This window comes from Rhodococcus sp. KBS0724 (assembly GCF_005938745.2).
GTDB lineage: Bacteria > Actinomycetota > Actinomycetes > Mycobacteriales > Mycobacteriaceae > Rhodococcus_F.
Map to the genome: position 1 here is coordinate 1,762,663 of NZ_VCBX02000001.1, position 24,227 is coordinate 1,786,889.

Annotated in this window: 23 protein-coding genes; 15 read left to right on the top strand and 8 right to left on the bottom strand. The window is 63.3% G+C overall.

Annotated elements, in window-relative coordinates; all coding sequences use genetic code 11:
- Positions 1-10: 10 nt before the first annotated feature.
- Positions 11-856 (top strand): uroporphyrinogen-III synthase, encoded by an 846-nt coding sequence (locus FFI94_RS08230; protein WP_138872536.1) that lies wholly within the window; start codon positions 11-13, stop codon positions 854-856.
- Here FFI94_RS08230 and FFI94_RS08235 read toward each other — a convergent pair.
- Positions 816-2,363, bottom strand: a complete 1,548-nt coding sequence (locus tag FFI94_RS08235; protein WP_185993160.1) for a PH domain-containing protein — start codon at positions 2,361-2,363, stop codon at positions 816-818. The two genes, FFI94_RS08230 and FFI94_RS08235, sit on opposite strands and share 41 nt — an antisense overlap.
- On the bottom strand, positions 2,360-2,863 hold the full coding sequence (locus tag FFI94_RS08240) for a PH domain-containing protein (RefSeq protein ID WP_138872537.1): 504 nt from the start codon (positions 2,861-2,863) through the stop codon (positions 2,360-2,362). Before FFI94_RS08240 ends, FFI94_RS08235 begins: the two co-directional genes overlap by 4 nt.
- 81 nt (positions 2,864-2,944) lie before the next feature.
- Between FFI94_RS08240 and FFI94_RS08245 the strand changes: the two genes are divergently transcribed.
- From FFI94_RS08245 to dapC, 5 genes are all read left to right on the top strand, one after another.
- Positions 2,945-3,133 carry a hypothetical protein gene (locus tag FFI94_RS08245; protein WP_033234459.1) on the top strand — a complete coding sequence of 63 codons (189 nt, stop codon included), beginning with the start codon at positions 2,945-2,947 and terminating at the stop codon, positions 3,131-3,133.
- Between the two features lie 95 nt (positions 3,134-3,228).
- Positions 3,229-5,781 carry a bifunctional FO biosynthesis protein CofGH gene (locus FFI94_RS08250; RefSeq protein WP_138873674.1) on the top strand — a complete coding sequence of 851 codons (2,553 nt, stop codon included), beginning with the start codon at positions 3,229-3,231 and terminating at the stop codon, positions 5,779-5,781.
- On the top strand, positions 5,781-6,539 hold the full coding sequence (locus FFI94_RS08255) for a hypothetical protein (protein ID WP_138872538.1): 759 nt from the start codon (positions 5,781-5,783) through the stop codon (positions 6,537-6,539). The genes FFI94_RS08250 and FFI94_RS08255 overlap by 1 nt, the downstream gene beginning before the upstream one ends.
- 59 nt (positions 6,540-6,598) lie before the next feature.
- Complete coding sequence (gene fdxA / locus FFI94_RS08260) at positions 6,599-6,922, top strand: ferredoxin (protein WP_033234456.1); 324 nt, start codon at positions 6,599-6,601, stop codon at positions 6,920-6,922.
- 5 nt (positions 6,923-6,927) lie between these two features.
- On the top strand, positions 6,928-8,037 hold the full coding sequence (dapC, locus tag FFI94_RS08265; RefSeq protein ID WP_138872539.1) for a succinyldiaminopimelate transaminase: 1,110 nt from the start codon (positions 6,928-6,930) through the stop codon (positions 8,035-8,037).
- Between the two features lie 25 nt (positions 8,038-8,062).
- On the opposite strand, the gene FFI94_RS08270 is transcribed toward dapC, so the two are convergent.
- Positions 8,063-9,715 carry a thiamine pyrophosphate-binding protein gene (locus tag FFI94_RS08270; RefSeq protein ID WP_138872540.1) on the bottom strand — a complete coding sequence of 551 codons (1,653 nt, stop codon included), beginning with the start codon at positions 9,713-9,715 and terminating at the stop codon, positions 8,063-8,065.
- Positions 9,712-10,488, bottom strand: coding sequence for a cyclase family protein (locus tag FFI94_RS08275; protein ID WP_138872541.1), 777 nt, complete (start codon positions 10,486-10,488; stop codon positions 9,712-9,714). The genes FFI94_RS08270 and FFI94_RS08275 overlap by 4 nt, the downstream gene beginning before the upstream one ends.
- A 102-nt stretch (positions 10,489-10,590) precedes the next feature.
- On the opposite strand from FFI94_RS08275, the gene pruA reads away from it, so the two are divergent.
- The 3 genes from pruA to FFI94_RS08290 all read left to right on the top strand — a co-directional run bounded on the left by pruA (position 10,591) and on the right by FFI94_RS08290 (position 15,424).
- Complete coding sequence (pruA, locus tag FFI94_RS08280; RefSeq protein WP_138872542.1) at positions 10,591-12,225, top strand: L-glutamate gamma-semialdehyde dehydrogenase; 1,635 nt, start codon at positions 10,591-10,593, stop codon at positions 12,223-12,225.
- 87 nt (positions 12,226-12,312) lie between these two features.
- Positions 12,313-13,731, top strand: a complete 1,419-nt coding sequence (locus tag FFI94_RS08285) for an acyl-CoA synthetase (RefSeq protein ID WP_138872543.1) — start codon at positions 12,313-12,315, stop codon at positions 13,729-13,731.
- A 97-nt stretch (positions 13,732-13,828) separates the two neighbouring features.
- The gene (locus FFI94_RS08290) at positions 13,829-15,424 is read left to right on the top strand and encodes a substrate-binding domain-containing protein (protein ID WP_138872544.1); all 1,596 of its coding nucleotides are present in this window, start codon (positions 13,829-13,831) and stop codon (positions 15,422-15,424) included.
- Here the strand turns inward: FFI94_RS08290 and map are convergent.
- Positions 15,421-16,182: a type I methionyl aminopeptidase gene (map, locus tag FFI94_RS08295; protein WP_138872545.1), complete on the bottom strand. Its 762-nt coding sequence runs from the start codon at positions 16,180-16,182 to the stop codon at positions 15,421-15,423. The two genes, FFI94_RS08290 and map, sit on opposite strands and share 4 nt — an antisense overlap.
- A 56-nt stretch (positions 16,183-16,238) precedes the next feature.
- On the opposite strand from map, the gene FFI94_RS08300 reads away from it, so the two are divergent.
- Complete coding sequence (locus FFI94_RS08300; protein WP_138872546.1) at positions 16,239-16,493, top strand: helix-turn-helix domain-containing protein; 255 nt, start codon at positions 16,239-16,241, stop codon at positions 16,491-16,493.
- Here the strand turns inward: FFI94_RS08300 and FFI94_RS08305 are convergent.
- A complete protein-coding gene (locus FFI94_RS08305) occupies positions 16,490-17,719 on the bottom strand; it encodes an HNH endonuclease signature motif containing protein (protein WP_138872547.1) in 1,230 nt (409 codons plus the stop codon). The two genes, FFI94_RS08300 and FFI94_RS08305, sit on opposite strands and share 4 nt — an antisense overlap.
- 238 nt (positions 17,720-17,957) lie before the next feature.
- Between FFI94_RS08305 and FFI94_RS08310 the strand changes: the two genes are divergently transcribed.
- Positions 17,958-18,809, top strand: coding sequence for a hypothetical protein (locus tag FFI94_RS08310; protein ID WP_138872548.1), 852 nt, complete (start codon positions 17,958-17,960; stop codon positions 18,807-18,809).
- A gap of 93 nt (positions 18,810-18,902) precedes the next feature.
- On the top strand, positions 18,903-19,295 hold the full coding sequence (locus FFI94_RS08315; RefSeq protein ID WP_138873675.1) for a protein-tyrosine phosphatase family protein: 393 nt from the start codon (positions 18,903-18,905) through the stop codon (positions 19,293-19,295).
- A gap of 12 nt (positions 19,296-19,307) precedes the next feature.
- Here FFI94_RS08315 and FFI94_RS08320 read toward each other — a convergent pair whose 3' ends face one another.
- Together FFI94_RS08320 and dapD are read right to left on the bottom strand one after the other, a co-directional pair.
- The gene (locus tag FFI94_RS08320) at positions 19,308-20,699 is read right to left on the bottom strand and encodes an amino acid permease (protein ID WP_138872549.1); all 1,392 of its coding nucleotides are present in this window, start codon (positions 20,697-20,699) and stop codon (positions 19,308-19,310) included.
- The gene (dapD, locus tag FFI94_RS08325) at positions 20,699-21,652 is read right to left on the bottom strand and encodes a 2,3,4,5-tetrahydropyridine-2,6-dicarboxylate N-succinyltransferase (RefSeq protein WP_033234446.1); all 954 of its coding nucleotides are present in this window, start codon (positions 21,650-21,652) and stop codon (positions 20,699-20,701) included. The genes FFI94_RS08320 and dapD overlap by 1 nt, the downstream gene beginning before the upstream one ends.
- A gap of 49 nt (positions 21,653-21,701) precedes the next feature.
- Between dapD and dapE the strand changes: the two genes are divergently transcribed.
- The 3 genes from dapE to FFI94_RS08340 are packed head-to-tail and all read left to right on the top strand — an operon-like array spanning position 21,702 to position 24,144.
- A complete protein-coding gene (gene dapE / locus FFI94_RS08330; protein WP_260683951.1) occupies positions 21,702-22,772 on the top strand; it encodes a succinyl-diaminopimelate desuccinylase in 1,071 nt (356 codons plus the stop codon).
- A gap of 17 nt (positions 22,773-22,789) precedes the next feature.
- Positions 22,790-23,593, top strand: coding sequence for a TIGR00730 family Rossman fold protein (locus tag FFI94_RS08335; protein WP_138872551.1), 804 nt, complete (start codon positions 22,790-22,792; stop codon positions 23,591-23,593).
- The gene (locus FFI94_RS08340; RefSeq protein ID WP_138872552.1) at positions 23,587-24,144 is read left to right on the top strand and encodes a TIGR00730 family Rossman fold protein; all 558 of its coding nucleotides are present in this window, start codon (positions 23,587-23,589) and stop codon (positions 24,142-24,144) included. The genes FFI94_RS08335 and FFI94_RS08340 overlap by 7 nt, the downstream gene beginning before the upstream one ends.
- Positions 24,145-24,227: the final 83 nt, after the last annotated feature.

A 24,227-nucleotide genomic window follows, 5' to 3' on the forward strand; every position in this document is an offset into this window, starting at 1 on the left:
CACTTGCTGTGTGGCTGAACTAGATCTTGCGGGCGTCACGATCGCCCTGACTGCAGAGCGTCGCTCGGAAGAATTTGCGACGCTCCTCGAACGGCGAGGTGCGGAGACGGTCCGGACCCCGGTGATTCACGTGCTTCCTCTGGTCGACGACGCTGATCTGCGAGTTCAGACTCAGGCGTTGATCGCGGATCCGCCGGAACTCGTGGTGATCAGCACCGGAATCGGGTTCCGCGGTTGGCTGCAGGCGGTGGAGTCGTGGGATCTGACAGAGCAGTTTCTCGGCGCACTGAGCCGCACCCGGATCGTGGCTCGCGGCCCGAAGGCAATGGGGGCGATCCGCGGCGCGGGTTTGCGTGAAGACTGGTCGCCGTCGGGGGAGTCGTCGGAGGAAGTCCTGGCGCACCTGGCGAGCGAGGGCGTCGATGGCGTTCGGGTGGCTGTTCAACTGCACGGAATCATCACCGAATGGGAACTGCTGACCGATCTGAGTGCGTCGCTGGCCGACATCGGCGCCGTGGTCACGGCCGTCTCGGTTTACCGGTGGATTCGTCCGCCGGATCAGTCGCAGGTGCGGGCACTGGTCTCCGCTGTGCGATCGGGCAGCATCGACGCACTTACTTTCACCAGCGCCCCGGCTGTGTCGTCGATGCTCAGCACGGCCAAGGAGATGGGGGAGCTGGAACGCTTTGTCGCCGCGATGCGAACCAGCGTGCCCACCTACTGCGTCGGCCCGGTGACGGCCGCGCCGTTGGAACTTCTGGGGGTCCCCACCATCCAACCGGAACGCTCGCGTCTCGGTGCCTTGGCGAAGTTGATCATCGAGGATTTGCCCAGACGTCGCGCGCTCCGGGCGTGACGGCTTCGATCAGGCCCCACGCGTTCTCGGCGGGCAGGTCGATGACGTCGTAGCTCCCGGTACCGGCCGGTGTTGCGGCGATGACGGTGGCAACGCCGGCGCGTCGCTGGAAGAACGTTTCACGAACCGTCCAGCCGATCACGCCGTCGGCTTCGAGGCTGTGCCGCTTGCGGTCGAGGGAACCGCTGCGGGTGATGAGCCATCCGGGTAGTACCGCGTGTCCGAGACCGTTGTATCGGTCGTAGGCAAGCCCTGCTCCGCCCGCAGCGAGCACGACAACGCCGACCCAGACGTAGGTGGGCACGTGAACTCCGAACCCCGTGCAGATCGCGGCCGCCACTGCAGCGATCACAGCGGGGAACAAGGCTCGGGTGTATCGGCGTCGACGGGCGGCGCCGCCGTGGGAGCGGAGCGGGACGGACGCCTGGCGCGAGTCTCCGATGACCGTTGCCATGACGCGTTCGGCTTCGGCCCGTGGTCCTTGCGGCAGCAGGAGTGAGGATTCCTTCTTCTCCGCACTCACACCCGTCATGATCGCGTCGAGGCGCGCACCGCCTGCAAGTCGAAGCAGGAGAGGCTCTTTGAGCGTCGTACCGCGGAGCCTGGCCCGGTCCAGAGTTGTTGCCCTGGTCTTGAGCAGTCCGTGGCTGACGTGCAGGATGCGGCCGTTGTCGGTGAGTGTCATGTTGCCGAATGCGATCAGATACTGAATGCACGCAAAGGCGCTGGAGAGGATGAGCAGCGCCACCAGCAGAACGATGACCAGCACGGTGACGCCCAGACCCTCGAGCGATTCGACGCTGCCGGTGACCGCGGACGACTTCGCGATCGCGGTGCCGATGCCGTATTGGAAGGCGATGCCGACGATTGCCGCGATGATTGCGATTCCCGTGAAGGAGAAGGGTGCAAACCGAACCCAGCTCACCTGCCAGTGACCGATTTCGGCGTCGGCAGATACCGGCGCGGTCGGAGTTTCGGGCGTTGGTTTGCCCCGAGATTCGCTCAGCAGCGCCGCGCGCAGATCGGGAACCAGTGCGCTCGAGAGTGCGTTGAGTTCGAACTTGTTGGAATCGTGACCGCTTCCGGCGCGTTGCCCGGTGCCGATTCGTACGATCGACAGCCCCAACACGCGGTGCAGCACTCCGGCTTCGACGTCGACGGACCGAATGCGACTGCGCGGTACCGAGAGCAACTTCTTCTGGAAGACACCGGTGCGCAGCTGAACGTGGACGGGGCCGATGCGATACGTGGTGGTGAAATAGCGCAGGAGACCGTAGATCACGAGCAGCGTCACCACGCCGAGTCCCCAGTAGTGGTTACCACTCTGGCTGCCGAGAACAAAGGAAATCAGCAGGACCGGAAGCAGTTTGACTACCTCGTTGATCGGATGGACCAGCAGCATCCGTCGGTCGAGGCGAAGCCACGGCTGTTCCTGCTCCGCTGCTTCGGCAGCCGCGGACTCGGCTTCGTCGGGAATCTCGATCATGAGTTTGTCGATCTCGCTCATGTCGCGTCACTCGAATTGGTGCCGGCAATTGCAGTCAGTTGTGCAACCGTACGGTCGGCGACGTCCTGATCGAGGGCAGAGATCTTCACCGCGCCCGCCGACGACGCCGTCGTCACGGTGACGGTCGCGAGTCCCAGCATCCGGTCGATGGGGCCACGTTCGGTGTCGACGGTCTGGACCCGCGAGATCGGGGCGATGCGTCGTTCCTGCGTGAACCATCCCGTGCGGGTGTACACGGCGGTGTCGCTGATTTCCCAGCGATGCACCCGGTAACGCCACACCGGCACCATCAGAATGTGCACAGCTGCGCAGAAAACGGTGACCGCACCTACTACCCCCACCACCCAGGTAGGCAGGCCGGAGATGAGGATTGCGCACACGATTTCGGCGACGATGACCGGTGCCCAGAAAAGTGCTGCGGTGATGGCCCACAATCGGGGTGCTTTGGTGCTCGGACGCCACAGCGGATCGGCCATGGTGATGGTGCTAGACGCGGTCATGATGCTTACTTTGGTCGAGTTGAGGCGATCTGTCGACAACCACCCTATGGTGGAGTGTGGCGACCATGAAGGGAGCACGTGATGACTGAACAAGATTCGGCATTCAGCTCGGAGGCACCGGAGTCCGATGCTCTGGAACAGGCAACACCGGTAGATCCGAATACTCCCGACGAACCTGACCTGACCGATATTCCCCTCGACGCACCCGCTGCCGATGTTGTCGATCAGCGGCGTGAGGTGGCGATCGACGAGGAGTATCCACCTAGCTGAGTTCTGGTACTTCCGGCACCGAGTGGCAGTAGTCGTCGGGTATGGCGCATGATCGCTAGGTGAACCGAACTGGTGATGACTCCGGCAAACCCACCATGCTTCCGATGCCTGGCCTGTCTGCGTCGGCAACTGGGGCCGCGTCGCCGAGCCCATCGGCAATGCGACGCGTGCTGCGTCGCGCTCGCGACGGCGCGACATTGAACGTCGACGAGGCAACGACGCTGCTGCAGGCCCGCGGAACAGATCTTGCGGACTTGTGCGCGTCGGCGGCCAAGGTCCGGGATGCGGGATTGTTAGCCGCCGGGCGCCCGAACACGGTGACGTACTCGCGCAAGGTGTTCATTCCGCTGACCCACCTGTGCCAGGACAAGTGCCACTACTGCACGTTTGTCACGGTCCCCGGCAAGTTGCGGGCCGAGGGACGCGGCATGTACCTCGAACCGGACGAGATCCTCGAGATTGCTCGTCAGGGTGCTGAATTGGGTTGCAAGGAAGCGCTGTTCACGTTGGGGGACCGCCCGGAAGCGCGGTGGCCGGAAGCGAAGCAGTGGCTCGACGAGCGCGGATACGACTCCACTCTCGACTACCTGCGGGCGATGTCGATTCGCGTACTCGAGGAAACCGGCCTTCTTCCGCACCTGAACCCGGGTGTGATGAGCTGGCAGGAACTCTCGCGTCTCAAGCCGGTGGCACCGTCGATGGGCATGATGCTCGAGACCACCGCTACCCGGCTGTTCACCGACAAGGGTGAATGTCATTACGGCAGTCCGGACAAGGACCCGGCCGTCCGGTTGCGCACCCTGACCGATGCGGGGCGCCTGAACGTGCCGTTCACCACCGGCATTCTGGTGGGTATCGGCGAGAACTTTGCCGAGCGGGCCGAGTCGATCATGGCGATCCGTAAGTCGCAGAAAGCTTTCGGCCATATTCAGGAAGTCATCATCCAGAACTTCCTGGCCAAGCCCGATACCGCGATGCGGGATTCCCCGGACGCGTCTCTCGACGAGTTCCTGGCCGCGATCGCCGTGGCGCGGCTGCTGCTCGGTCCGTCGATGCGGATCCAGAGCCCGCCGAATCTTGTCTCCAACAGCGAGTGCCTGGCACTTCTCGGTGCGGGCGTCGACGACTGGGGCGGGGTGTCGCCCCTGACTCCGGATCACGTCAATCCCGAACGCCCGTGGCCCAACCTCGACACTCTGGCAGCGATCAGCGCGGAGGGCGGCTTCACTCTCACCGAACGCACCGCCGCTCAGCCTGCCTATGTGCTGGCCGGTGCTCCCTGGATCGACCCGCGTATCGCCGGTCACGTTCAGGCGCTTGCCGATCCGAAGACGGGACTGGCCAAACTCGACACCAAGCCGGTGGGCCGGCCGTGGCAGGAACCGGACGAATCCTGGGAGTCCAGCGGACGCGTCGACCTCAACACCGAGATCGACACCGACGGCCGTAACACCGAGACTCGTAGCGATCTGGGCAGTGCTTTCGGCGACTGGGAAACCGTGCGTGAGCAGGTTCTGGAATTGAGTGCTCCGGTTCGGGTCGACACGGATCTTCTTGCGGCGCTGCGCAGTGCCGAGCGTGATCCTGCCCGGTGTTCGGACGACGAGTACCTGGCGTTGGCCACCGCTGAGGGGCCGGGCCTGGAAGCTGTTGTGGCACTGGCAGATGCGCTCCGCAAGGATGCGATCGGCGAAGACGTCACCTACGTGGTGAACCGGAACATCAACTTCACCAACATCTGCTACACCGGCTGCCGATTCTGTGCGTTTGCGCAGCGCAAGGGTGACGCCGACGCGTTCACACTCTCCGCCGAGGAAGTGGCGGATCGGGCGTGGGAGGCACACGTCGCCGGGGCCACCGAGGTGTGCATGCAGGGTGGTATCGACCCGGAGCTGCCCGTCACCGGTTACGCCGATCTGGTGCGCGCGGTCAAGAAGCGGGTGCCGTCGATGCACGTTCACGCGTTCTCGCCGATGGAAATCGTCAACGGTGCCTCACGTAGTGGTGAGAGCATTCGCGACTGGCTCACGGCCCTGCGCGAGGCCGGTCTCGACACGATCCCCGGTACCGCGGCGGAGATCCTCGACGACGAGGTGCGCTGGATCCTGACCAAGGGCAAGTTGCCGACGGCGGAGTGGATCGAAGTGGTCACCACGGCGCACGAGGTGGGCCTGCGATCGAGCTCCACCATGATGTACGGGCACGTCGATCAGCCGCACCACTGGGTCGGCCACCTCAACGTGTTGCGTGGAATCCAGGACCGCACAGGCGGATTCACGGAATTCGTGCTGCTGCCGTTCGTGCATCAGAGCGCTCCGCTGTATCTGGCCGGTGCGTCGCGTCCCGGTCCCACCATCCGCGACAACCGCGCGGCGCATGCGCTGGCGCGCATCATGCTGCACGGCCGGATCTCCAACATCCAGACCAGCTGGGTCAAGCTGGGCATCACCGGAACGCAGATGATGCTCAACGGCGGCGCCAACGACCTCGGCGGAACGCTGATGGAAGAGACCATCTCGCGGATGGCCGGATCCGAGCACGGCAGCGAGAAGACCGTCGCGGAACTGCGGGCCATCGCCGAAGGCATCGGTCGACCGGCTCGTGAGCGCACCACCACGCACGCCCGGCGCGACGGGGTGGCCGTCTGATGGCGGACGTCCTGGGTGATCGGCGCGTTGTCGAGGTACTCGATCGAGCGGTCTGGGGCATCAACCCCGTCCTCGACCTCGCGTACAGCGATCCGTTCGGCATCAAGCGTCGCACCTTCGAACCCACGGATTCCGAGCGCAACGCGGCCGAGGCAGTTCTCGACGCCGTTGCCTGGGTTCTGGACGTGATCAAGTTCCCCGGTACCGCGGCGTGGTCCGTCATGACGGACGTGCAGCGATCGAAGTGGTGGACCACCCGACTGGGCGCACTCAACACGGTTGCCGTGGCATTCCCCGGAATTTTCGGGGTTTTGCTCAACAGGTTCCCGATCCAGGATTTGCTGGCCTTTGCCAACCAGGCCGTTGTCCTGGTGGCCGTCGCCCGCGAGCACGGCGTGACCGGACGCGATCAGCAGGTTGATCTCCTGGCGTCCGTTCTGTGCCGCCGCGAAGTCAGCTCTCGTGAACTGCTGGACGCCGAGGACTTCACCGAAAAGGCTGTCACCAGCACCGACGAGACATGGCGGCCATTCGCTCTGATCGCGACGCTGTGGCAAACAGCACAAACTTTTCGTGCAATCGGTGACGAACTGCATAAGCGTCCACTGCGCACCAAGCCGTACGAGATCATGGGCAAGATTCCGGTGATCGGCGTGGTCGCGGACTATTTCGGCGAGCGCGGCGCGCTTGTCCGGGCTGCGTCCGCAGGCGAGAAGTGGATCGCGATTCGGTCGCGGAACGCCACCACAGTAGGCTGAAATGTGTTAAGTCGCTTGCGCGCAGCAGGCGCACCTCTGGAAGGCAGGGAGAGAAGGCAGTGACCTACACGATTGCTGAACCGTGTGTAGATGTGATGGACAAGGCATGTATCGAAGAATGCCCCGTCGACTGCATCTACGAGGGTGGGCGCATGCTCTACATCCACCCCGACGAATGTGTCGACTGCGGCGCGTGTGAACCTGTCTGTCCCGTCGAAGCGATCTTCTACGAAGACGACGTTCCGGAGCAGTGGAGCCCTTACATCAGCGCAAACGTCGACTTCTTCGACAACCTCGGTTCGCCGGGGGGAGCCGCCAAGCTCGGCAAGGTCGACTACGACACGCCGTTCATCAAGGCGCTGCCTCCCATGGGTGAGGAATAGAAATCTTGTCTCGTACTCCGGTGGCCGCCGGGCTTCCCGATTTTCCCTGGGATTCCCTGGCGGATGTCACAGCCACGGCACACGCACATCCCGACGGCATCGTGAACTTGTCGGTGGGCACCCCGGTGGATCCGGTGGACCCGCTCATCCAGGAAGCTCTCGCATCCGTTGCGGAGATCCCGGGTTACCCGACCACACACGGCACGCTCTCTCTGCGTGAGGCGATCGCCGAGTCACTCGATCGGCGATACAACATCCCGGATATCGATCCGGCGGCCGTGCTGCCCACGATCGGTACCAAGGAAATGATCGCGTGGCTGCCGACCCTGCTGGGTCTCGGTGGCGATGATCTTGTGGTCATTCCGGAGTTGGCCTATCCCACCTATGAGGTTGCCGCGAAGCTCGCCGGCGCACGGATCTTGCGGGCCGACGGCTTGAACAAGCTCGGTCCCGAATCGGCGTCGTTGATCTTCGTGAACTCGCCGTCCAACCCCACGGGCAAGGTTCTCGGTCTCGAGCACTTGCAGAAGGTGGTGGCGTGGGCACGCGAGCGCGGCGCGATAGTCGTGTCCGACGAGTGCTACCTCGGACTGACGTGGGAATCGGATGCACTGTCCATCCTTGATCCCCGAGTCAACGACGGCGACCTGACCGGTCTGCTGGCCGTGCATTCACTGTCGAAGACGTCGAACCTCGCGAGCTACCGCGCCGGGTTCGTCACCGGAGATCCGGCCTTGGTCGCGGAACTTCTCGAAGTTCGCAAGCATGCCGGCATGATTTTGCCGTTGCCCATCCAAGCTGCGATGGAAGCCGCACTCGGCGACGATCTGCACGAGAACGTGCAGCGTGAGCGTTACCGTGAGCGTCGTACCATCCTGCTCGACGCGGTGCGCAGTGCAGGATTCACCGTCGACAATTCCGAGGCCGGTCTCTATCTGTGGGCTACACGCGGCGAGGCATGCCGAGACACGGTTGCCTGGTTCGCGGAGCGAGGCATCCTGGTTGCACCTGGCGAGTTCTACGGCCCGACCGGCGGTCAGCACGTACGGATCGCACTGACCGCGACAGACGAGCGGATTGCCGCTGCGGCAAAGCGGCTGACTTCGAACCCTTAGTGGCCCTGCCTTAGTGGCCTTGCCTTCAGTGACCCTTGAAGGCTTCGGCTAACCACCAGGATCCGCCGTCGCTGCTGATCTTGGCGTCGATGACGAGCGGGCCACTACGTGGCCCGCTCACCCAGGTGCGTACGGCGTCGAGGTCTTGGGCCGTACGTACCGTGACGCCGTCGAGGCCGTAACCGCGGGCAATGGCCGCGAGATCGGTGTCCGGAAACGTCACGGTGGTGCGGTCCATGTCCGGGTCGGTGAAATGATGGACTTCGGCCCCGTAGGCGCCGTCGTTGTAAATCACGATCACCATGGGAAGTTTCAGCCGCACAACGGTTTCCAGTTCCGAAATGCCCATGAGGAAGCCGCCGTCGCCGAGGGCTGCGACGGGTAGGCGTTCCGGCTGTGCCAACGCTGTTCCGATGGCGGTGGCCAATCCCAATCCGATGGATTGGAAAGCCTGCGTGAAACAGAACCCGAAGTGATCCGGCACCGACAGGTAGGCACTGGGGTATCCCATGAAGTTCCCCGAATCCACGGACACGGTGCGCTCCGTGGGGAGGATGGTGTCGAGTTCGAGTGAGAGCAATCGGGGATCGATCGAGTGATCGGTGCTGAGATCCTCGAACGGAACCTGGCTCCACTTCGATTCCGCTGCAATGGAGTCCCGAACTGCATCGGTGCGGTAGCCGATACGGACGGGTGTCTTGTCGAGTGCGTCCAAAGCATCGGTGGCTGTGGCAGCGCTGTCGCCGACGATACCCAGGTGAATCGGACGGTGGGCACCGAGCGCGGATGAGTCGAGATCGATTTGAACCACCGTAGTGTCTTTGCCGATCAGATGCCCCTGGCGCATGGTCCACATGTTGAGCGCGCATCCCCACCCGACAACAAGGTCGGCGCCGGCGATGAGTTCCGCGGATCGAGGGGATGAGAAACCGCCGGAGATGCCGAGGGCGAAGGGATCCGAACCGAACAAACCGTTGGCCACGGCAGACGTCGCAACCAGGGCGCCGGTGTGGCGAGCCAGTTCCGCGATCTCGGGTCCGGCGTCGCGGGCGCCGCGTCCGGCAACAAAAACTGGGCGGTCGGCGGCGGCGAGCAGTTCGAGGAACGTTTCGAGTGCAGTCCCATCCGGCCGAATGCGGTGGAGCGCAGGCACGTTGGGTGGTGTGTTGGCAGCGGTAGCGATCTGGCTTTGCACATCGAGTGGAAGATTCAGCACGACGGTGCGGCGTTCACGAAGGGCGGTGGTGAACGCTCGAACGGTATCCGCGACAGCAGAATCCGCGCTGTGTACCCGTTCGGCCACTGCGCCCACGCTGCGGGCGAGGCCGTCTTGGTCGATGGCAAAGTTGGATTGCACTGCCGCGCCGGCGGTATCGGCCGTCAGTACGATCAGCGGGGTGCGGCTCTTGGCTGCTTCGGTGATGCCGGTCAGTGCATTGGTCAAACCACATCCCTGATGGGTGGTGACCACAGCGACCGTTCCCGACATGCGTGCGTAGGCATCGGCCATGGTGGCAGCGCCGCCCTCGTGCCGGGCGGCGACAAACGGAACTCCGTGCCGCCGTAGCGCATTGGTGACGGTGAAGTTGCCGCTGCCGACCACACCGAACGCGTACCCGACGCCCAATTCGGCCAGGGTGCGTCCGACGAGGTCGGCAACGGTGTTCGGAGAAGTCACGAGCGTTCGACCAAAGCGAAGACCCGGGCCGGACTGCCCGTTCCACCGACAATCGGTAGGGGCGAGACCACGAGCACAGCGCCGAGCGTCGGTAGTTTATCGACATTCAGCAGCTGGGTCAGGCCGTATTTGTTGTTGCCCAAGAGGTAATAGTGCGCCGGGAACATCGGCTCGAAACCACCGGCACCGCCCGCATCGATTCCCACCGTCTCCACGCCGAAACCGCTGATGGGGCTGGATTCGGCCAGCCACTTCGCTGCCGCCGACGAGATCCCCGGGGTGTGCGGACCATCGGCGTCGGCGTTGGCAAAGCGCTCCGGGTCGCCCACCCGCGAACCCCATCCGGTGCGCAGGATCAGCCAGGCACCCTCGGGTAGTGGCCCGTTCTCCGATTCCCAGGCCTCGATGTGCTCGGGTTCGAGCACGAAGTCCGCGTTCTTCTCGACCTCGGCGGTGACGTCGATGACGGCAATGGGCCCGATCAACCGGTTCGGCGGGATCTGATCGACGCTCAGGCCGTCGCGGCCGCTTACCCAGTGCGTCGGTGCATCGAGGTGAGTGCCGGTGTGCTCACCGGTGTGCAGATTGTTCCAACTCCACATGGGGCCGGCGTCGTCGAAATTGCTGACGGGTTCAAGGCTGGCGGGGATGGTGTTGGCAAACGGCTCGGGCAGCGACAGGACCGGGGTGGTGGAACTCAAGGGGGCGGTGAGGTCGACGATCTCGATGCTCTGTGAACCGATTTTCGTGAGCAGGTCGTTCAGTGTGGTCATGAGCCATCCTTCGATTCGAGCGCTGCGGGTGTATTCGCACACTATCGAGGGCATTCCGGGGGAGATACTGAAGGTAGGCGTTTTTCGGTTACGGAGGTCGACATGGACGGCGTTACCGCGGTACCGATTCCGGCCAACGAGCCGGTTCATTCCTACGCGCCGGGCAGCCCCGAGCGAGCACGGCTCCGATCGGCGCTTCGCAGTCTGTCCGACGAGCACCTCGAGATTCCGCACGTGATCGGTGGAGTAGAGGTACGCGGTGCGGGTGCGCCGGTCGATGTTGTCGAACCGCACCGGCACTCGCACGTGCTCGGCACGTTTCGCAACGGCACCGGCGAAGACGCTGCCCGGGCGATCGAGGCAGCCTCGGCAGCAGCGCCAGGTTGGCGCGAGCTGTCGTTCGACGACCGAGCTGCCGTGCTTCTGAGAGCTGCCGATCTTCTGTCCGGCCCGTGGCGCGAGCGGATCGCGGCGGCAACGATGCTTGGTCAGTCGAAGTCCGTGCAACAGGCCGAGATTGACGCTCCGTGTGAGTTGGTGGACTTCTGGCGATTCAACGTGCACTTTGCGCGTCAGATCCTGGAGGAGCAACCACAATCGTCGCCGGGGGTCTGGAATCGAATGGACTACCGGCCGCTCGAAGGATTTGTCTACGCCATCACGCCTTTCAATTTCACGGCGATCGCCGGCAATCTTCCGACCGCCCCGGCGCTGATGGGTAACACAGTTCTCTGGAAGCCATCGCCGACACAAAGCGTCGCCGCTTATCTGACGCTGAAAGTTCTCGAGGAAGCCGGTCTGCCTCCCGGCGTGATCAATCTGGTGACCGGAGACGGCCCGGATATTTCCGCGGTGGCACTGCAGGATCGGCGCCTCGCGGGAATTCACTTCACGGGTTCGACTCGAACGTTCAAATCGCTGTGGGCGCAGGTCGGTGCAAACATCGACAAGTATGCAGGTTATCCGCGTCTGGTCGGCGAGACCGGCGGCAAGGACTTTGTTGTCGCGCACGCCTCGGCAGACCCGGAAATCCTCACGACGGCCCTGATCCGAGGCGCCTACGAATACCAAGGCCAGAAGTGTTCGGCGGCCTCACGCGCCTACATCCCCCGAAGCCTGTGGGCATCGATGAGAGACGGCCTTCTCGGGCAGGTCGACGCAATCAACTACGGCGACGTCAGCGATCTCGAGAATTTCGGCGGCGCAGTCATCGACCTTCGGGCGTTCGACAAGAGTGCGGCGGCAATCGAGCGCGCGGGGGTCACCGCCGGCATCAAGATCGCTGTCGGAGGTAAGGCCGACGACAGCGTCGGATACTTCGTTCGGCCAACGGTTCTGCTGGTGGACGATCCGCGTGATGAGGCCATGACACACGAGTATTTCGGCCCGATCCTGTCGATCCACGTCTACGACGACGATTCCTTTGCCGCGGTCCTGGCCGAGGTGGATGCTGCGACGCCTTACGCGTTGACCGGATCGATTTTTGCCACCGATCGAGCGGCGGTAGCTCAGGCCACCGGTGCACTGCGTTTCACCGCCGGCAATTTCTACGTCAACGACAAGCCGAGCGGGGCAGTAGTGGGACAGCAGCCTTTCGGTGGTGCTCGCGGATCCGGCACCAACGACAAGGCGGGTTCGCCCATCAACCTGTTGCGCTGGGTGTCGGCGCGCACGGTCAAGGAAACCTTTGTCGCTCCGACGGACTACCGATATCCGCACATGGGGAATGAAACGTGAAACCGTCTGCTGCGCTCACCAATGCGGCGCACCGCGACATAGATGCTGCGGCGCAGTGGGTTCACTGCGTTGTGAGATGCTGTCAAAATGCTGCTTCGATCACTGAATCCCCTTGCCATTGCCCGCGGCGACGATGTCGACGATGCGATCACCATCGGGGATACGGTTCTCTCGCGCGGCCATATTCTCGGCGCTGCGACCTCGGTTGCCGAGCGCGTTGCGCAGGCCGAGCGCGTTGCAGTGCTGGCGACCCCCACGGCAAAGACCATTCTGGCAGTAGTCGGAGCGCTGATCGCCGGTGTCACTGTTGTTCCTGTGCCGCCGGATTCGGGAACAGCTGAGCGCGAACACATACTGAAGGACTCCGGCGCCCAGGCGTGGCTGGGGGAGACCGACGAATTGTGTGTCGGCCTGCCGGTGGTTCCGGTTCGCCTGCACGCCCGTTCGTGGCACAGCTACCCCGAACCGGCGCCGCAGTCCACTGCATTTGTCCTCTACACCTCAGGAACGACCGGACCGCCGAAGGGCGTGCTGCTGAGCCGGCAGGCAATTGCCGCAGGTCTCGACGCATTGGCCGAGGCTTGGCAGTGGACGCATCGAGACACCGTTGTGCATGGGTTGCCGCTGTTCCACGTCCACGGACTGATTCTGGGCGTGCTCGGACCGCTGCGGGTGGGCAGTCGGCTGATCCACACGGTCAAGCCGACACCGCAGGCGTATGCGGAGGCCGGCGGCTCGCTTTACTTCGGGGTGCCGACGGTGTGGTCACGAATTGCCGACGACGAGGCGTCCGCCCGGGCGTTGGCTTCGGCCAGGTTGCTCGTGTCCGGAAGTGCACCTCTGCCGGTGCCGGTGTTCGAGAAGTTGCGCGACCTCACCGGCCACGCGCCCATCGAGCGCTACGGAATGAGCGAAACCATGCTGACCCTGAGCACCCGCGCTGACGGCGAGCGTCGGCCAGGCTGGGTGGGTGTACCAGTGCGCGGCGTGGAGACCCGGTTGCGCGACGAGGCCGGTAACGACGTGCCTCACGACGGCGAGAGCATCGGCGGACTTCAGGTTCGTGGACCCATGTTGTTCGACGGCTACCTCAATCGCCCCGATGCCACTGCCGAATCGTGGACCGACGACGGGTTCTTCAAGACCGGTGACGTCGCTGTCATCGACGAGGGCGGATTCCATCGCATCGTGGGGCGTGAATCCATCGATCTGATCAAGTCGGGCGGCTTCCGGGTGGGTGCCGGCGAGATCGAGACGGCCATTCTGGGGCATCCCTCCGTCGCCGAGGTCGCGGTGGTCGGTGTTCCCGATCCGGACCTGGGCCAGCGGATTGTGGCGTGGGTTGTCCGGCGGGCCTCCGCACCGGACGTTACGGAATCGGACCTCGTGGATCTGGTGAGTGCGGAGCTGTCCGCGCACAAACGTCCGCGCGAAATTCGGTTTGTCGACACACTGCCGCGGAACGCGATGGGCAAGGTGCAAAAGCGCTTGTTGCTGCCCGAATAATCTTGTTTGGTTGGTTTTTCTGTGTTTTTCGCTACACTACCCGCCGGTAAGACTTGCACCAGTTGCGCGCGCAACTGGCATCGGAGGGACAGGTTTCATGGCGGGCGGACGGCATTCGAGCGCTGACAGCGGGCGATCATTCGGTTTTTACGCAGTCGGCGGGATGGTTGCGCTGGCGCTCGTTGCCACCGGAATTGTCGTGTTCAAGGCCGTGCAACCCGATACCTGCGACAGTGTCGACGAATTCACCCTGGCCGCAGACCCGTCCATCGCGTCGTCGGTATCCGAGGTGCTGGCTGGAACGACCCCGGAGCAGACGGACTGCATGCACGTCGTCGTCGAAGCAGCACTGCCAGGCGACGTGGTCGGGCGACTGGGGAAGGGCGCCGACGCACCGGACCTGTGGATTCCGGACTCCACGTCGTGGATAAGCAAGGCGGCTCTCACCGCCGCCGGTCCGGTTGCTGCCGTCGGTGGTTCCATCGCGACGTCCCCAGTGGTGTTGGCATCCGGCGGCGAGGAGTTTGCCGATTGGCTGTCGGTGCTCAAAGTGCCGGACCTGGCCCTCGGCAATCCGCTGTCCACCGGAATCGCGTCCGCCCCGATCCAGGCTGCACTTGCCGAGAGCGGGAGCAGTGCAGATTCGGTACGCACCGCGCTGGTGCCGCACGCTCAGGCAGAGAGCGTGCGCGCTGAGGACCAACCCGTCGGCGCGAAGATGCTGACCGAACTTGTCAGTACCGGCAAGGTCGGGGTGTCGACCGAACAGCAGGTTACCCAGTTCGCGAACGCGTCCATCAGCGCCACGGTTCCGTCCACCGGAACCGTGCTGATGGACTATCCGTTGGCGGTGAGTGCCTCGGCGCCGGATCGCCACTATGCCGCGGCGCAGAAAGCCAAAGTTCTCGCCACGGTGTTCGCGAGCGACGAGGCGCAGGAAGTTCTGGCTCGCAACGGTTTTCGTGACCAGTCCGGTGAGGGGCAGGTTGCCGGCGGTGTCGGAGCCGTCCAGGCTCTGCCGGTGCCGGATCAAGCCGCACTCGACAAGACGCTCGGGGCCTGGGCGTTGTTGGCCAAACCGATCCGCACCCTCGTCGCCATCGACGTGTCGTCGTCGATGGACTTCCCGGCCGCCGGGGGGAAGACCCGCATGGACCTCACGACAGCTGCCGCACTCACCGGAAACCAGGTGTTCCCGGACAGCGTCGCCGCCGGACTCTGGGCCTTCTCCCAGGGCATGAACGGAACGCAGGACTACCAGGAACTGGTTCCGATTCGCCGCTACGACACCATGGTTGGCGGAATATCGCAGCGTGCACTCATGGCTGAGCAGACCAAGAAGCTGACACAACTCAAGCGCGGTGCAACGGGCCTCTACGACACCACGCTTGCGGCGTTTCGGAAAGTTCAGGAATCCTACGACCCGCGCGCCGTCAACAGCGTGATCATTCTGACCGACGGTGCCAACGAGGATCCCGACAGCATCACGCGCGAGCAATTGCTCGACGTGCTCGAACGGGAACAGGATCCGGCGCGACCGGTGATCATCGTGACTATCGGAATTACCGACGACGCCGATGCGGCTGCGCTGGCGGACATTTCACGCGTGACCGGTGGGTCCACCTACATCGCCCGTGATCCGTCGGAAATCTCCGGCGTGTTCGTCAACGCACTGGCTCACCGCGGCGCTTAGGCAGTCAGCACGAGTGGGTCACCGTCGGTGACGGCAATGGTGTGTTCGCTGTGCGCGGTGCGTGATCCGTCGGCTGAGCGGATAGTCCATCCGTCTTCGTCGAAGACGATCTTGTCGGTGGTGAGAGCGAACCACGGTTCGATCGCGATGGTCAGCCCGCGTCGCAGTTTCATGCCACGACCTGCGCGTCCGGTGTTGGGGATGTGCGGATCTTCGTGCATCGTGCGGCCGAGTCCGTGGCCACCGAACTCGGTGTTGACCGGGTAGCCGTAATCAGCTGCGACGCCGCCGATTGCAGCGGAGATGTCGCCGAGGCGGTTGCCTGGGCGGGCCACTGCGATAGCTGCGGCGAGGGCGCGTTCGGTAGCTTCGATGAGGCGTTGGTCCTCAGCACGGGGAACGCCGACGACGAGACTGCGTGCCGAGTCGGCAACCCACCCGTCGATGGAGACCGCGATGTCCATGGTCAGCAGATCGCCGTCCTGCAACACGTAGTCGTGCGGAAGTCCGTGCAGCACTGCGTCGTTGACGGACAGGCAGATGACATTGCGGAACGGTCCACGCCCGAAGGATGGTGAGTAGTCCCAGTAGCAGGACACGGCGCCGCGTTCTTTGATCAGGTCGCGGGCACGGTGCTCGAGGTCCAGGAGATTGACTCCTGGCTTGGCGCGAGCAGCGAGGTCGGTGAGTAGTTCGGCAATGAATGTGCCGGTGACGCGCATTGCTTCGATCTCACGGTCGGTCTTCAGTTCCACCATCGGGGGATTCCTTTCGTTGGTATTAAAATACCACTGAGGGTTGGTATGCTGTTCCCATGGTCCGTCTTCCGCTCACTCCCGCGCAGATTGCACTAGGTCAGCAGTTGGGCGCGTACCTGCGTCAAGCTCGGGGCGAGCGCACGCTCGTCGATGTGGCGGAGGCCGCCGCGATTTCACCGGAGACGTTGCGCAAGATCGAGACCGGGCGCATGCCGACGCCGGCGTTTGTCACGATTGCCGCGCTCGCCGATGTACTTTCAGTGCCACTCGATGAGCTTGCCCGGATCTGCCTCGCCCGCGTAACCGCTTAGGCGGCTTCGGGATTGGCCCACGGTATCGGGAGCGGCTGCGCGACCGACGAGTATCGGTGACCGGTCGGTGTTGTCGTGGTGAAGGAGTGCCTGGTACCGGGTGTGTGATCGTCGGTTTCGGCGTACCAGTCCAAGCCCTGTTTGGCGTAATTGCATGCCGCGCACAGTCCTGCACCGTTGACTGCGCTGGTGGCGCCGCCTCTCTGATGCTCGCGAATGTGGTCGCGATGACGAACGGGTGCATCGCACCACGGAGTGCGACAACTTCGATCGCGGAGATCGATCAACTGCGCCAGTCCCTTCGGGAAGATCCTGGACTTGGACTCCATCGCTGTCAGCTCTCCCGTCGTGGGTTGGGCATAGAGCTTCCGGATATGTGCGCTGGGGTGAGAGCCCTTGCCCGATTGTGCAATCCATTGTCGGGCAATGCCCGCTGGGATGGGTCCGTAACCGTTGACGTGCGCGGGGTCCGTGGCATCGCCGAAGAGCGTTCGGTCGGAAATTACAAGATTTACAGTGACGGGAGTGGGCGTGGCGCGGCCGATTCCGGTGACTCGCTCGACGAGGAGATCGGCCATGATCTGAGCGCGCGTGCGATCGTCTCCGTGAGCCAGGACGGAATCCGCATCTCGCATCAGCGTGGCGTGAACGGCAACGCCTTCGGCGACCGGGAGTAGAACGCTGAGATAGCACATGGTGTCTGGTGCCGGCCGCGACGTCACGCGTCGGTCGCCTACGGCTTTGCGGGCGCGCCTAACCACACTTTCGGCATCTACCTCGGCGGTGCGGGCGCGGATTCTGGCGGTCAATTGTTGGTCGCCGCAGCCGGCTAGGTTCTCGGCGTCGCAGCAGAATTCGCGATCCACTGCGGCGCGATCTTGGACTGTGAGACAGGCGGTTTCGCGCATGAGAATGGTGGCCCGTTGCTCGCTGATGCTGCCGTGGATCAGGAGCCTGAGTGTGTACGGCATCTCGTCGTTTAATGCGCGGGCAAGGCTCAGGTGTTGAGTGCCTGACCAGACTGATTCGCGTCGAGCGAGAGCAACTTGGGCGTTGATTCCGCGGCTCTGATGTACAACTGGAACGCCGCGTTCACCACGGTCTTTGCGAGTGGAAGCATCCAGATCGGCAGCGAGCAATGCTTGTGCGCCGGCGCAACTGGCTTTCAGTTCCTCGAGTGCGCGCAGCAGGTCGATGCGTGCTGCGTTGTCGACAGATCGGTCCATGTCGATGAGTAATAAACGGAACTGCTTGACCGTGTGATCTGAAACTGCCGTCGTCATCATTGCCCCCCGGTAATGTCGAACGTGCATTCGATCTTACCGTCGAACACTTACCTGCGCAATAGTTTTGACAAATAGAGAAGGTCTTTCGGCTCATTCATTGCGTCGCGGACGTCCGCAAAAGCAATTCGATCCCCGGCCATTGCCGCGCGGAGCAGATCTGGACCGATACGGTGTGCTCATGCTCCGCCGATGGTTCGCAATCATGATCGTTGTACTCGCTGTCGCCGGCATCTGGCAGCTGACCACCCCTGACCGTCCTGTTGCCGTAATTGTCGGCGCCGAGACTCTGGAGTGCGCGACCCCGTATCCCATCGGCCCACTCCAGGAGACATCAGGGGCGACGGTTCCGGACGATTTCGTACCCGTCGCGGCCGTCACGTGCGACCCGATTGTCAGCGGCGACGTGGCGGCCGACCGAACCGTCAGCTTCTCTGCGCACCGTTGGGAGGGCGATTTCGGTTGGGCGGTGGAACTGCTGAACCGCTCGTCCTCGCACAGGACCGGGTTTCCCGGCTGCGGCGACAACTACAGCTTGGCCGTGCTGGAGGAATTCTGGTTGGTCGACGACCGAGGCCGCGCAATACGGCCGGGGTATCCCTCCGACTCGTGTGGATCACCGAAACCCGGTGGCCTGGCTGCTATCAAAGAACTGACGTCGGTTGGCAGTACCGAACATCGAATACCGTTGTCCGAAGATCAGATCTACGAACTGTCGAATTGCCGGCCGACGTTCCAACCTCCGACGATCGGTACCACAATGCCGACGTCGCTGTCGGCGGGCAGCTATTTCTGTCGATTCTCCTCTACCGAATTTGTCGGTACATCGTCGACAATGGAAACCATCGACGGTCTCCCACCCGCACCCGACTGTGACGCAGTGGCCACCGAGGTGGCGTCGACGATCTACGTGGACAGTTTCACGAACCAGGAACAATTGCTCACCGTCGAGCTCGATGGCTGCCGCCGCGTCATCGCCGACGGGTATGCCCCACTGCAGGTGTCCGACGAGCTGTTGGAATCATTCCGGTAGGCCTGCGCGACCGCGAGTTTGCGGCTCCGTGTGTGGCGATCACTACAACAAGGAGCTCGAGTGAATTCGTGGGATGAGGCTGCCGATGGAGTGATGGCATTGCCGTCGGGACGGCTGGTTCGGGGGCGGGGATTGCGCAACCCGCTACCGGTCGGACCGCTGCCCGAATTCGGGTTGTATGCGCAAGCGCGTCAACCGCCTTCCTTTTTGTGGGAAAGCCGATGGATACGTTGGCACGACTTCTGGCTGCCACGTGACCGCTCCGAGTTTCGCAGTGCCTTGGAGGAACTCTTGCGGCGATCCGAAACGGAACTAGTGGAGATCGCGTGTGGGGGTGGATTCGGCCGTACCGGAACAGCGTTGGCTTGCCTGGCGGTGCTCGACGGCGTTGCCGCTGAGGGCGCGGTTGCCTATGTGCGCGAACACTATTCTCGGCGGGCGGTGGAAACTCCGTGGCAGCGGCGGTTCGTGACTAAATTCGCGTGACTGGGGGAGGAGCTAACTTTTCGCTGCGAGAGCCTGGCTCTTACGCCACCGCGAGTTTGCGTATCCGAGCGCGGCGATCACTGCAAAAAGGACCGCTGTCGAGATCAACTGATCCCGGGCGTCGTCGTCGAACAGCATGAGGACAACAAAGGCTCCGAGCATCGCGAGAGTGGCGTAACTCAGGTACGGGAAGAGCCACATGCGGATGGTCAGTTTGCCTTCGGCTTCGAGTTGCTTACGCAGGCGAAGGTGGGAGACGACGATGAAGATCCAGATGACGAGCAAGGCAGCGCCGACTGCATTGAGCAGGATGCCGAGTAGGTCGTCGGGCAGAAGCCAGTTGAGCATGACGGAAACGAAGCCGAAGAACACGGACAGCAGTACCGCGTTGGTCGGAACTCCCGTGCGCGAGAGTTTGGCCATGAATGCGGGGCCGTCACCGCGTCGTGACAGGGAGAAGGCCATGCGTGAGGTGCCGTAGATGTTGGCGTTGAAGGCCGACAGCAAGGCAACAACCACAACAAGTTCCATGAAGCCGGCAACACCGGGGATGTTGGCCAAGTTGAGGACGGAGACAAAGGGACTTGTCTCGAGATCGGGGTCGTTCCACGGCAGGACCAACACCATGATCGAGATGGCGCCGATGTAGAAGACGCTGATACGCCAGACCACGCTGCGGACAGCGAGGGCGATGGAACGTTCCGGGTTCTCGGATTCTGCCGCCGCGATGGTGACGATTTCGATACCGCCGAACGCGAAGGCAACAACAAGAAGGCCGGCAGCGACGCCGGAGAATCCGTTGGGCATGAACCCGCCCTGGCCGAACAGATTCGAGGTTCCCACCGGGTCCGTATCGGGAAGCAGGCCGAACACGAGCAGTACACCGATGATCAGGAAGCCGATAATGACGGTGACTTTGATTGCCGCGAACCAGAATTCGAACTCACCGAAGTTGCTGACCTTGGCCAGGTTCACGACAGCAAAGAACACCACGAAGACAAGCGCGATCATCCATTGCGGAATCGACGGCAGCCATTCGTTGACGATGGCCGACGCCCCGGTGATCTCGGCGCCCAGAACCATGATGAGCATGAACCAGTAGAGCCAGCCCATCACAAAACCGGCCCACTCGCCGATCCCCAGACGCGCGTAGTGCGAGAACGAACCGCTGGCGGGAATTGCGGCGCCCATTTCACCGAGCATCCGCATCACGAACACGACGACCGCGCCCGCGATGATGTAAGAGATCAGGACCGCGGGACCGGCCGTCGCGATACCGACGCCCGTTCCGAGGAACAAACCTGCTCCGATGGCCGACCCCAGGCCCATCATCGTCAGATGGCGGACCTTGAGGCCTTTGCCGAGAGCGGTGGTCGTTTCTTCGGGGGCGTCGGTGTTATTCATCAGTCGTTGGCGTGAAGTGCAGCATTCAGTTCGACGCCAGTGCCCTTCCACGGCACGACCTCGACGGCACCCGAAACCGAGTTGCGACGGAACAGCAGGTTGGACTTGCCGCTTAGTGCCAATGCCTTGACGACGGTTCCGTCCGGTCCGGTGACCTTGGTGCCGGCGGTGACGTACAGACCGGCTTCGAGGACGCAGTCGTCGCCGAGGGAGATACCGAGTCCGGCGTTGGCGCCGAGTAGGCAACGCTTGCCGACTGAGATCGTTTCCTTGCCGCCACCGGACAGCGTGCCCATGATGGACGCGCCGCCACCCACGTCGGAACCGTCGTCGACGACGACGCCGGCGGAGATACGGCCCTCGACCATGGAGTTACCGAGTGTGCCGGCGTTGAAGTTCACGAAGCCCTCGTGCATGACAGTGGTACCGGAGGCGAGGTGTGCGCCAAGGCGGACACGGTCGGCGTCGGCGATACGGACTCCAGAGGGGACGACGTAGTCGACCATGCGGGGGAACTTGTCGACGCTGAAGACGGTGACAACGCCGCGGATACGCAGACGTGAGCGGACCTGCTCGAAGCCTTCGACGGCACACGGGCCGAAGTTGGTCCAGACGACGTTGGCGAGGAGGCCGAACTGTCCGTCGAGGTTGACGCCGTGCGGTGCGACGAGGCGATGGGAAAGGAGGTGAAGGCGCAGGTAGACGTCGTAGGCGTCGACCGGGGCCTTGGAAAGGTCGGCGATGGTGGTGCGGACGATGACCTGCGAAACCTCGCGTGCCTCGTCGGTTCCGGCCAGCAGCGCGAGGTCGGAGGGAATGTCTGTTCCCTCGACGTTCTCGGTACCGGTCGTCTCGAATGTTCCCAGCTCGGGTGCGGGGAACCAGGTGTCGAGGACGGTGCCGTCCGCGGTCACGTTGGCGATACCTACTGCTGATGCTCCGTGTGCGCTCACAGGACTAGAGATTACTGGGTGCGCTGGCTGCGGGCTTAGGCTGGTGGCCGTGAGCATCCTCGATCTTGCCTCCGACCCCATCGATCTGACGGCCGCTCTGGTCGACATTCCCAGCGTCTCCCACGACGAATCCGCCATCGCGGACGCCGTCGAGGTGGCGTTGCGGGAGCAGACCAGCGGCTTCGAGATCATCCGCAACGGCAATGCGGTTCTGGCTCGGACATCGCGCGGATTTCCGAGCCGGGTGATGCTCGCCGGTCATCTCGACACAGTTCCGATTGCGGACAACGTTCCGTCTCGCCGTGAAGGTGACATCTTGCACGGGTGTGGCACGGTGGACATGAAATCCGGCGACGCGGTGTTCCTGCATCTTGCAGCGACCATCGAGAATTTGGCCCACGACCTGACGCTGGTGTTCTACGACTGCGAGGAAATCGCCGCCGCCTACAACGGGCTCGGCCGGATCGAACGCGAGATCCCTGAGTGGCTCGCCGCTGACGTCGCGATTCTGGGCGAGCCGACGGCCGGGTTCATCGAAGCCGGGTGCCAGGGAACGATGCGTGTGCGCTTGACCGCGTCGGGCACTCGGGCGCATTCAGCCCGGTCCTGGCTGGGGGACAACGCGATTCACAAGTTCGGCACCGCGTTGGAGCGGATGTCGGCCTATGCGCCGCGCTCGGTGGATATAGACGGTTGTGTCTACCGCGAGGGGCTTTCGGCGGTGCGGATCTCCGGCGGTGTCGCCGGGAACGTCGTGCCGGACGCCGCCGAGATGGACGTCAACTTTCGGTTCGCACCGGATCGCAGTGAGGCGCAGGCCGTGGCTCACGTCCGCGAAGTATTCGACGGTTTGAACCTCGGGTTCGAGGTCACCGACTCCTCGCCCGGCGCTCTGCCCGGCCTGGCGAACCCGTCGGCCGCCGCCTTGATCGAGGCTGCGGGTGGACAGTTCCGGGCCAAGTACGGTTGGACCGATGTGTCCAGATTCTCGGCTCTCGGTATTCCCGCGGTAAATTACGGCCCCGGCGATCCGAACCTTGCGCACAAGCGCGACGAGCACGTTCCCGTGCAGCAGATCACCGACGTCGCGGCCGTGCTGAGAAAGTATTTGTCGGCCTGACCGTTAGCCTTGCGTGCATGGCACCAGAGAAGAATTCGGCTTCCAAGAAGCAGAGCTCGTCGATCAAGCACCGCGGGCCCGTTCAGCTTCGACGCAAGCGCAAGGACGAGAAAACCACCACGGATCAGCGTCTGCTCGACAAGCGTGGCCCGACAGATTGGGTCCACACCGATCCGTGGCGTGTGCTGCGTATCCAGAGCGAATTCATCGAAGGTTTCGGCGCGCTCGCCGAGGTCCCCCGTGCGGTGACGGTGTTCGGTTCGGCCCGCACCGCGCTCGACCATCCCGAGTACCAGGCAGGCCGTGAGCTTGGCACGGCGCTGGCTGAAGCCGGGTATGCCGTCATCACCGGTGGCGGGCCGGGAGTCATGGAAGCTGCCAACCGCGGTTGCAGCGAGGCCGGCGGATACTCGATCGGACTCGGCATCGAGTTGCCGTTCGAGCAGGGGCTGAACGAGTGGGTCGACCTCGGTATCAACTTCCGCTACTTCTTTGCGCGCAAGACGATGTTCGTGAAGTACTCGCAGGCCTTCATCTGTCTGCCCGGCGGGTTCGGAACTCTGGACGAATTGTTCGAAGCTCTCACGTTGGTGCAGACCCACAAGGTGACGCGCTTCCCGATTGTCCTGTTCGGTACCGAGTACTGGTCCGGATTGGTCGACTGGATTCGCAATACCCTCGAGCGCGACGGAAAGATTTCCGCGGGCGATGTGAATCTGCTGCACGTCACGGACAGCGTGGAAGAAGCAGTCCGAATTGTCCTCGATGCCGACAAGGGCATCGACGAGGCTGCCGATCTGGGGAAAGAAGAAGAATGGTGACTGATTCCGACAAGAAGTATTCGATCTGCGTCTACTGTGCGTCGGGTCCGGTGGACGAGTCGTTCCTGGCCTTGGCTGCCGAGGTGGGCACCGCGATCGGTCGACGCGGGTGGCAGTTGGTATCGGGCGGCGGCAACGTCTCGATGATGGGTGCTGTCGCGGAATCGGCTCGGGCTGCCGGTGCGTGGACCGTGGGCGTCATTCCGAAGGCTTTGGTGCACAAGGAAGTTGCAGACGTCGACGCCGACGAGTTGATCGTCACCGACACGATGCGTCAGCGCAAGCAGTTGATGGAGGATCACGCGGACGCGTTCATCACCTTGCCCGGCGGTATCGGGACGTTGGAAGAGCTGTTCGAGACGTGGACCGCCGGCTACCTCGGGATGCACAGCAAGCCTGTGGTCCTGCTTGATCCGGTGGGGCATTACACCGGACTGCTCGAATGGTTGGACAAATTGGACGGCACGGGGTTTGTCGGCCGTAAAGCGCTGGACACGTTGCTGGTCAGGACTGACATCGAGGCTGCTCTCGACGCTTGTGTCGGGCCCTGAAGAAGTGCGTGACGGGCTACCTTACTGCGAGGTAAGGTAGCCCGGGGGTGGCCGTCGAGTCGCCGGATACGTGATTGGGGAGA

Bases quoted from the DNA above. Each gene is read 5' to 3' on its own strand.
- FFI94_RS08235 (WP_185993160.1), bottom strand. From the start codon at position 2,363: ATGAGCGAGATCGACAAACTCATGATCGAGATTCCCGACGAAGCCGAG.
- FFI94_RS08240 (WP_138872537.1), bottom strand. From the start codon at position 2,863: ATGACCGCGTCTAGCACCATCACCATGGCCGATCCGCTGTGGCGTCCG.
- FFI94_RS08245 (WP_033234459.1), top strand. From the start codon at position 2,945: ATGACTGAACAAGATTCGGCATTCAGCTCGGAGGCACCGGAGTCCGAT.
- FFI94_RS08250 (WP_138873674.1), top strand. From the start codon at position 3,229: ATGCTTCCGATGCCTGGCCTGTCTGCGTCGGCAACTGGGGCCGCGTCG.
- FFI94_RS08255 (WP_138872538.1), top strand. From the start codon at position 5,781: ATGGCGGACGTCCTGGGTGATCGGCGCGTTGTCGAGGTACTCGATCGA.
- FFI94_RS08275 (WP_138872541.1), bottom strand. From the start codon at position 10,488: ATGACCACACTGAACGACCTGCTCACGAAAATCGGTTCACAGAGCATC.
- pruA (WP_138872542.1), top strand. From the start codon at position 10,591: ATGGACGGCGTTACCGCGGTACCGATTCCGGCCAACGAGCCGGTTCAT.
- FFI94_RS08285 (WP_138872543.1), top strand. From the start codon at position 12,313: ATGCTGCTTCGATCACTGAATCCCCTTGCCATTGCCCGCGGCGACGAT.
- FFI94_RS08290 (WP_138872544.1), top strand. From the start codon at position 13,829: ATGGCGGGCGGACGGCATTCGAGCGCTGACAGCGGGCGATCATTCGGT.
- map (WP_138872545.1), bottom strand. From the start codon at position 16,182: ATGGTGGAACTGAAGACCGACCGTGAGATCGAAGCAATGCGCGTCACC.
- FFI94_RS08300 (WP_138872546.1), top strand. From the start codon at position 16,239: ATGGTCCGTCTTCCGCTCACTCCCGCGCAGATTGCACTAGGTCAGCAG.
- FFI94_RS08305 (WP_138872547.1), bottom strand. From the start codon at position 17,719: ATGGACCGATCTGTCGACAACGCAGCACGCATCGACCTGCTGCGCGCA.
- FFI94_RS08310 (WP_138872548.1), top strand. From the start codon at position 17,958: ATGCTCCGCCGATGGTTCGCAATCATGATCGTTGTACTCGCTGTCGCC.
- FFI94_RS08315 (WP_138873675.1), top strand. From the start codon at position 18,903: ATGGCATTGCCGTCGGGACGGCTGGTTCGGGGGCGGGGATTGCGCAAC.
- FFI94_RS08320 (WP_138872549.1), bottom strand. From the start codon at position 20,699: ATGAATAACACCGACGCCCCCGAAGAAACGACCACCGCTCTCGGCAAA.
- FFI94_RS08335 (WP_138872551.1), top strand. From the start codon at position 22,790: ATGGCACCAGAGAAGAATTCGGCTTCCAAGAAGCAGAGCTCGTCGATC.
- FFI94_RS08340 (WP_138872552.1), top strand. From the start codon at position 23,587: ATGGTGACTGATTCCGACAAGAAGTATTCGATCTGCGTCTACTGTGCG.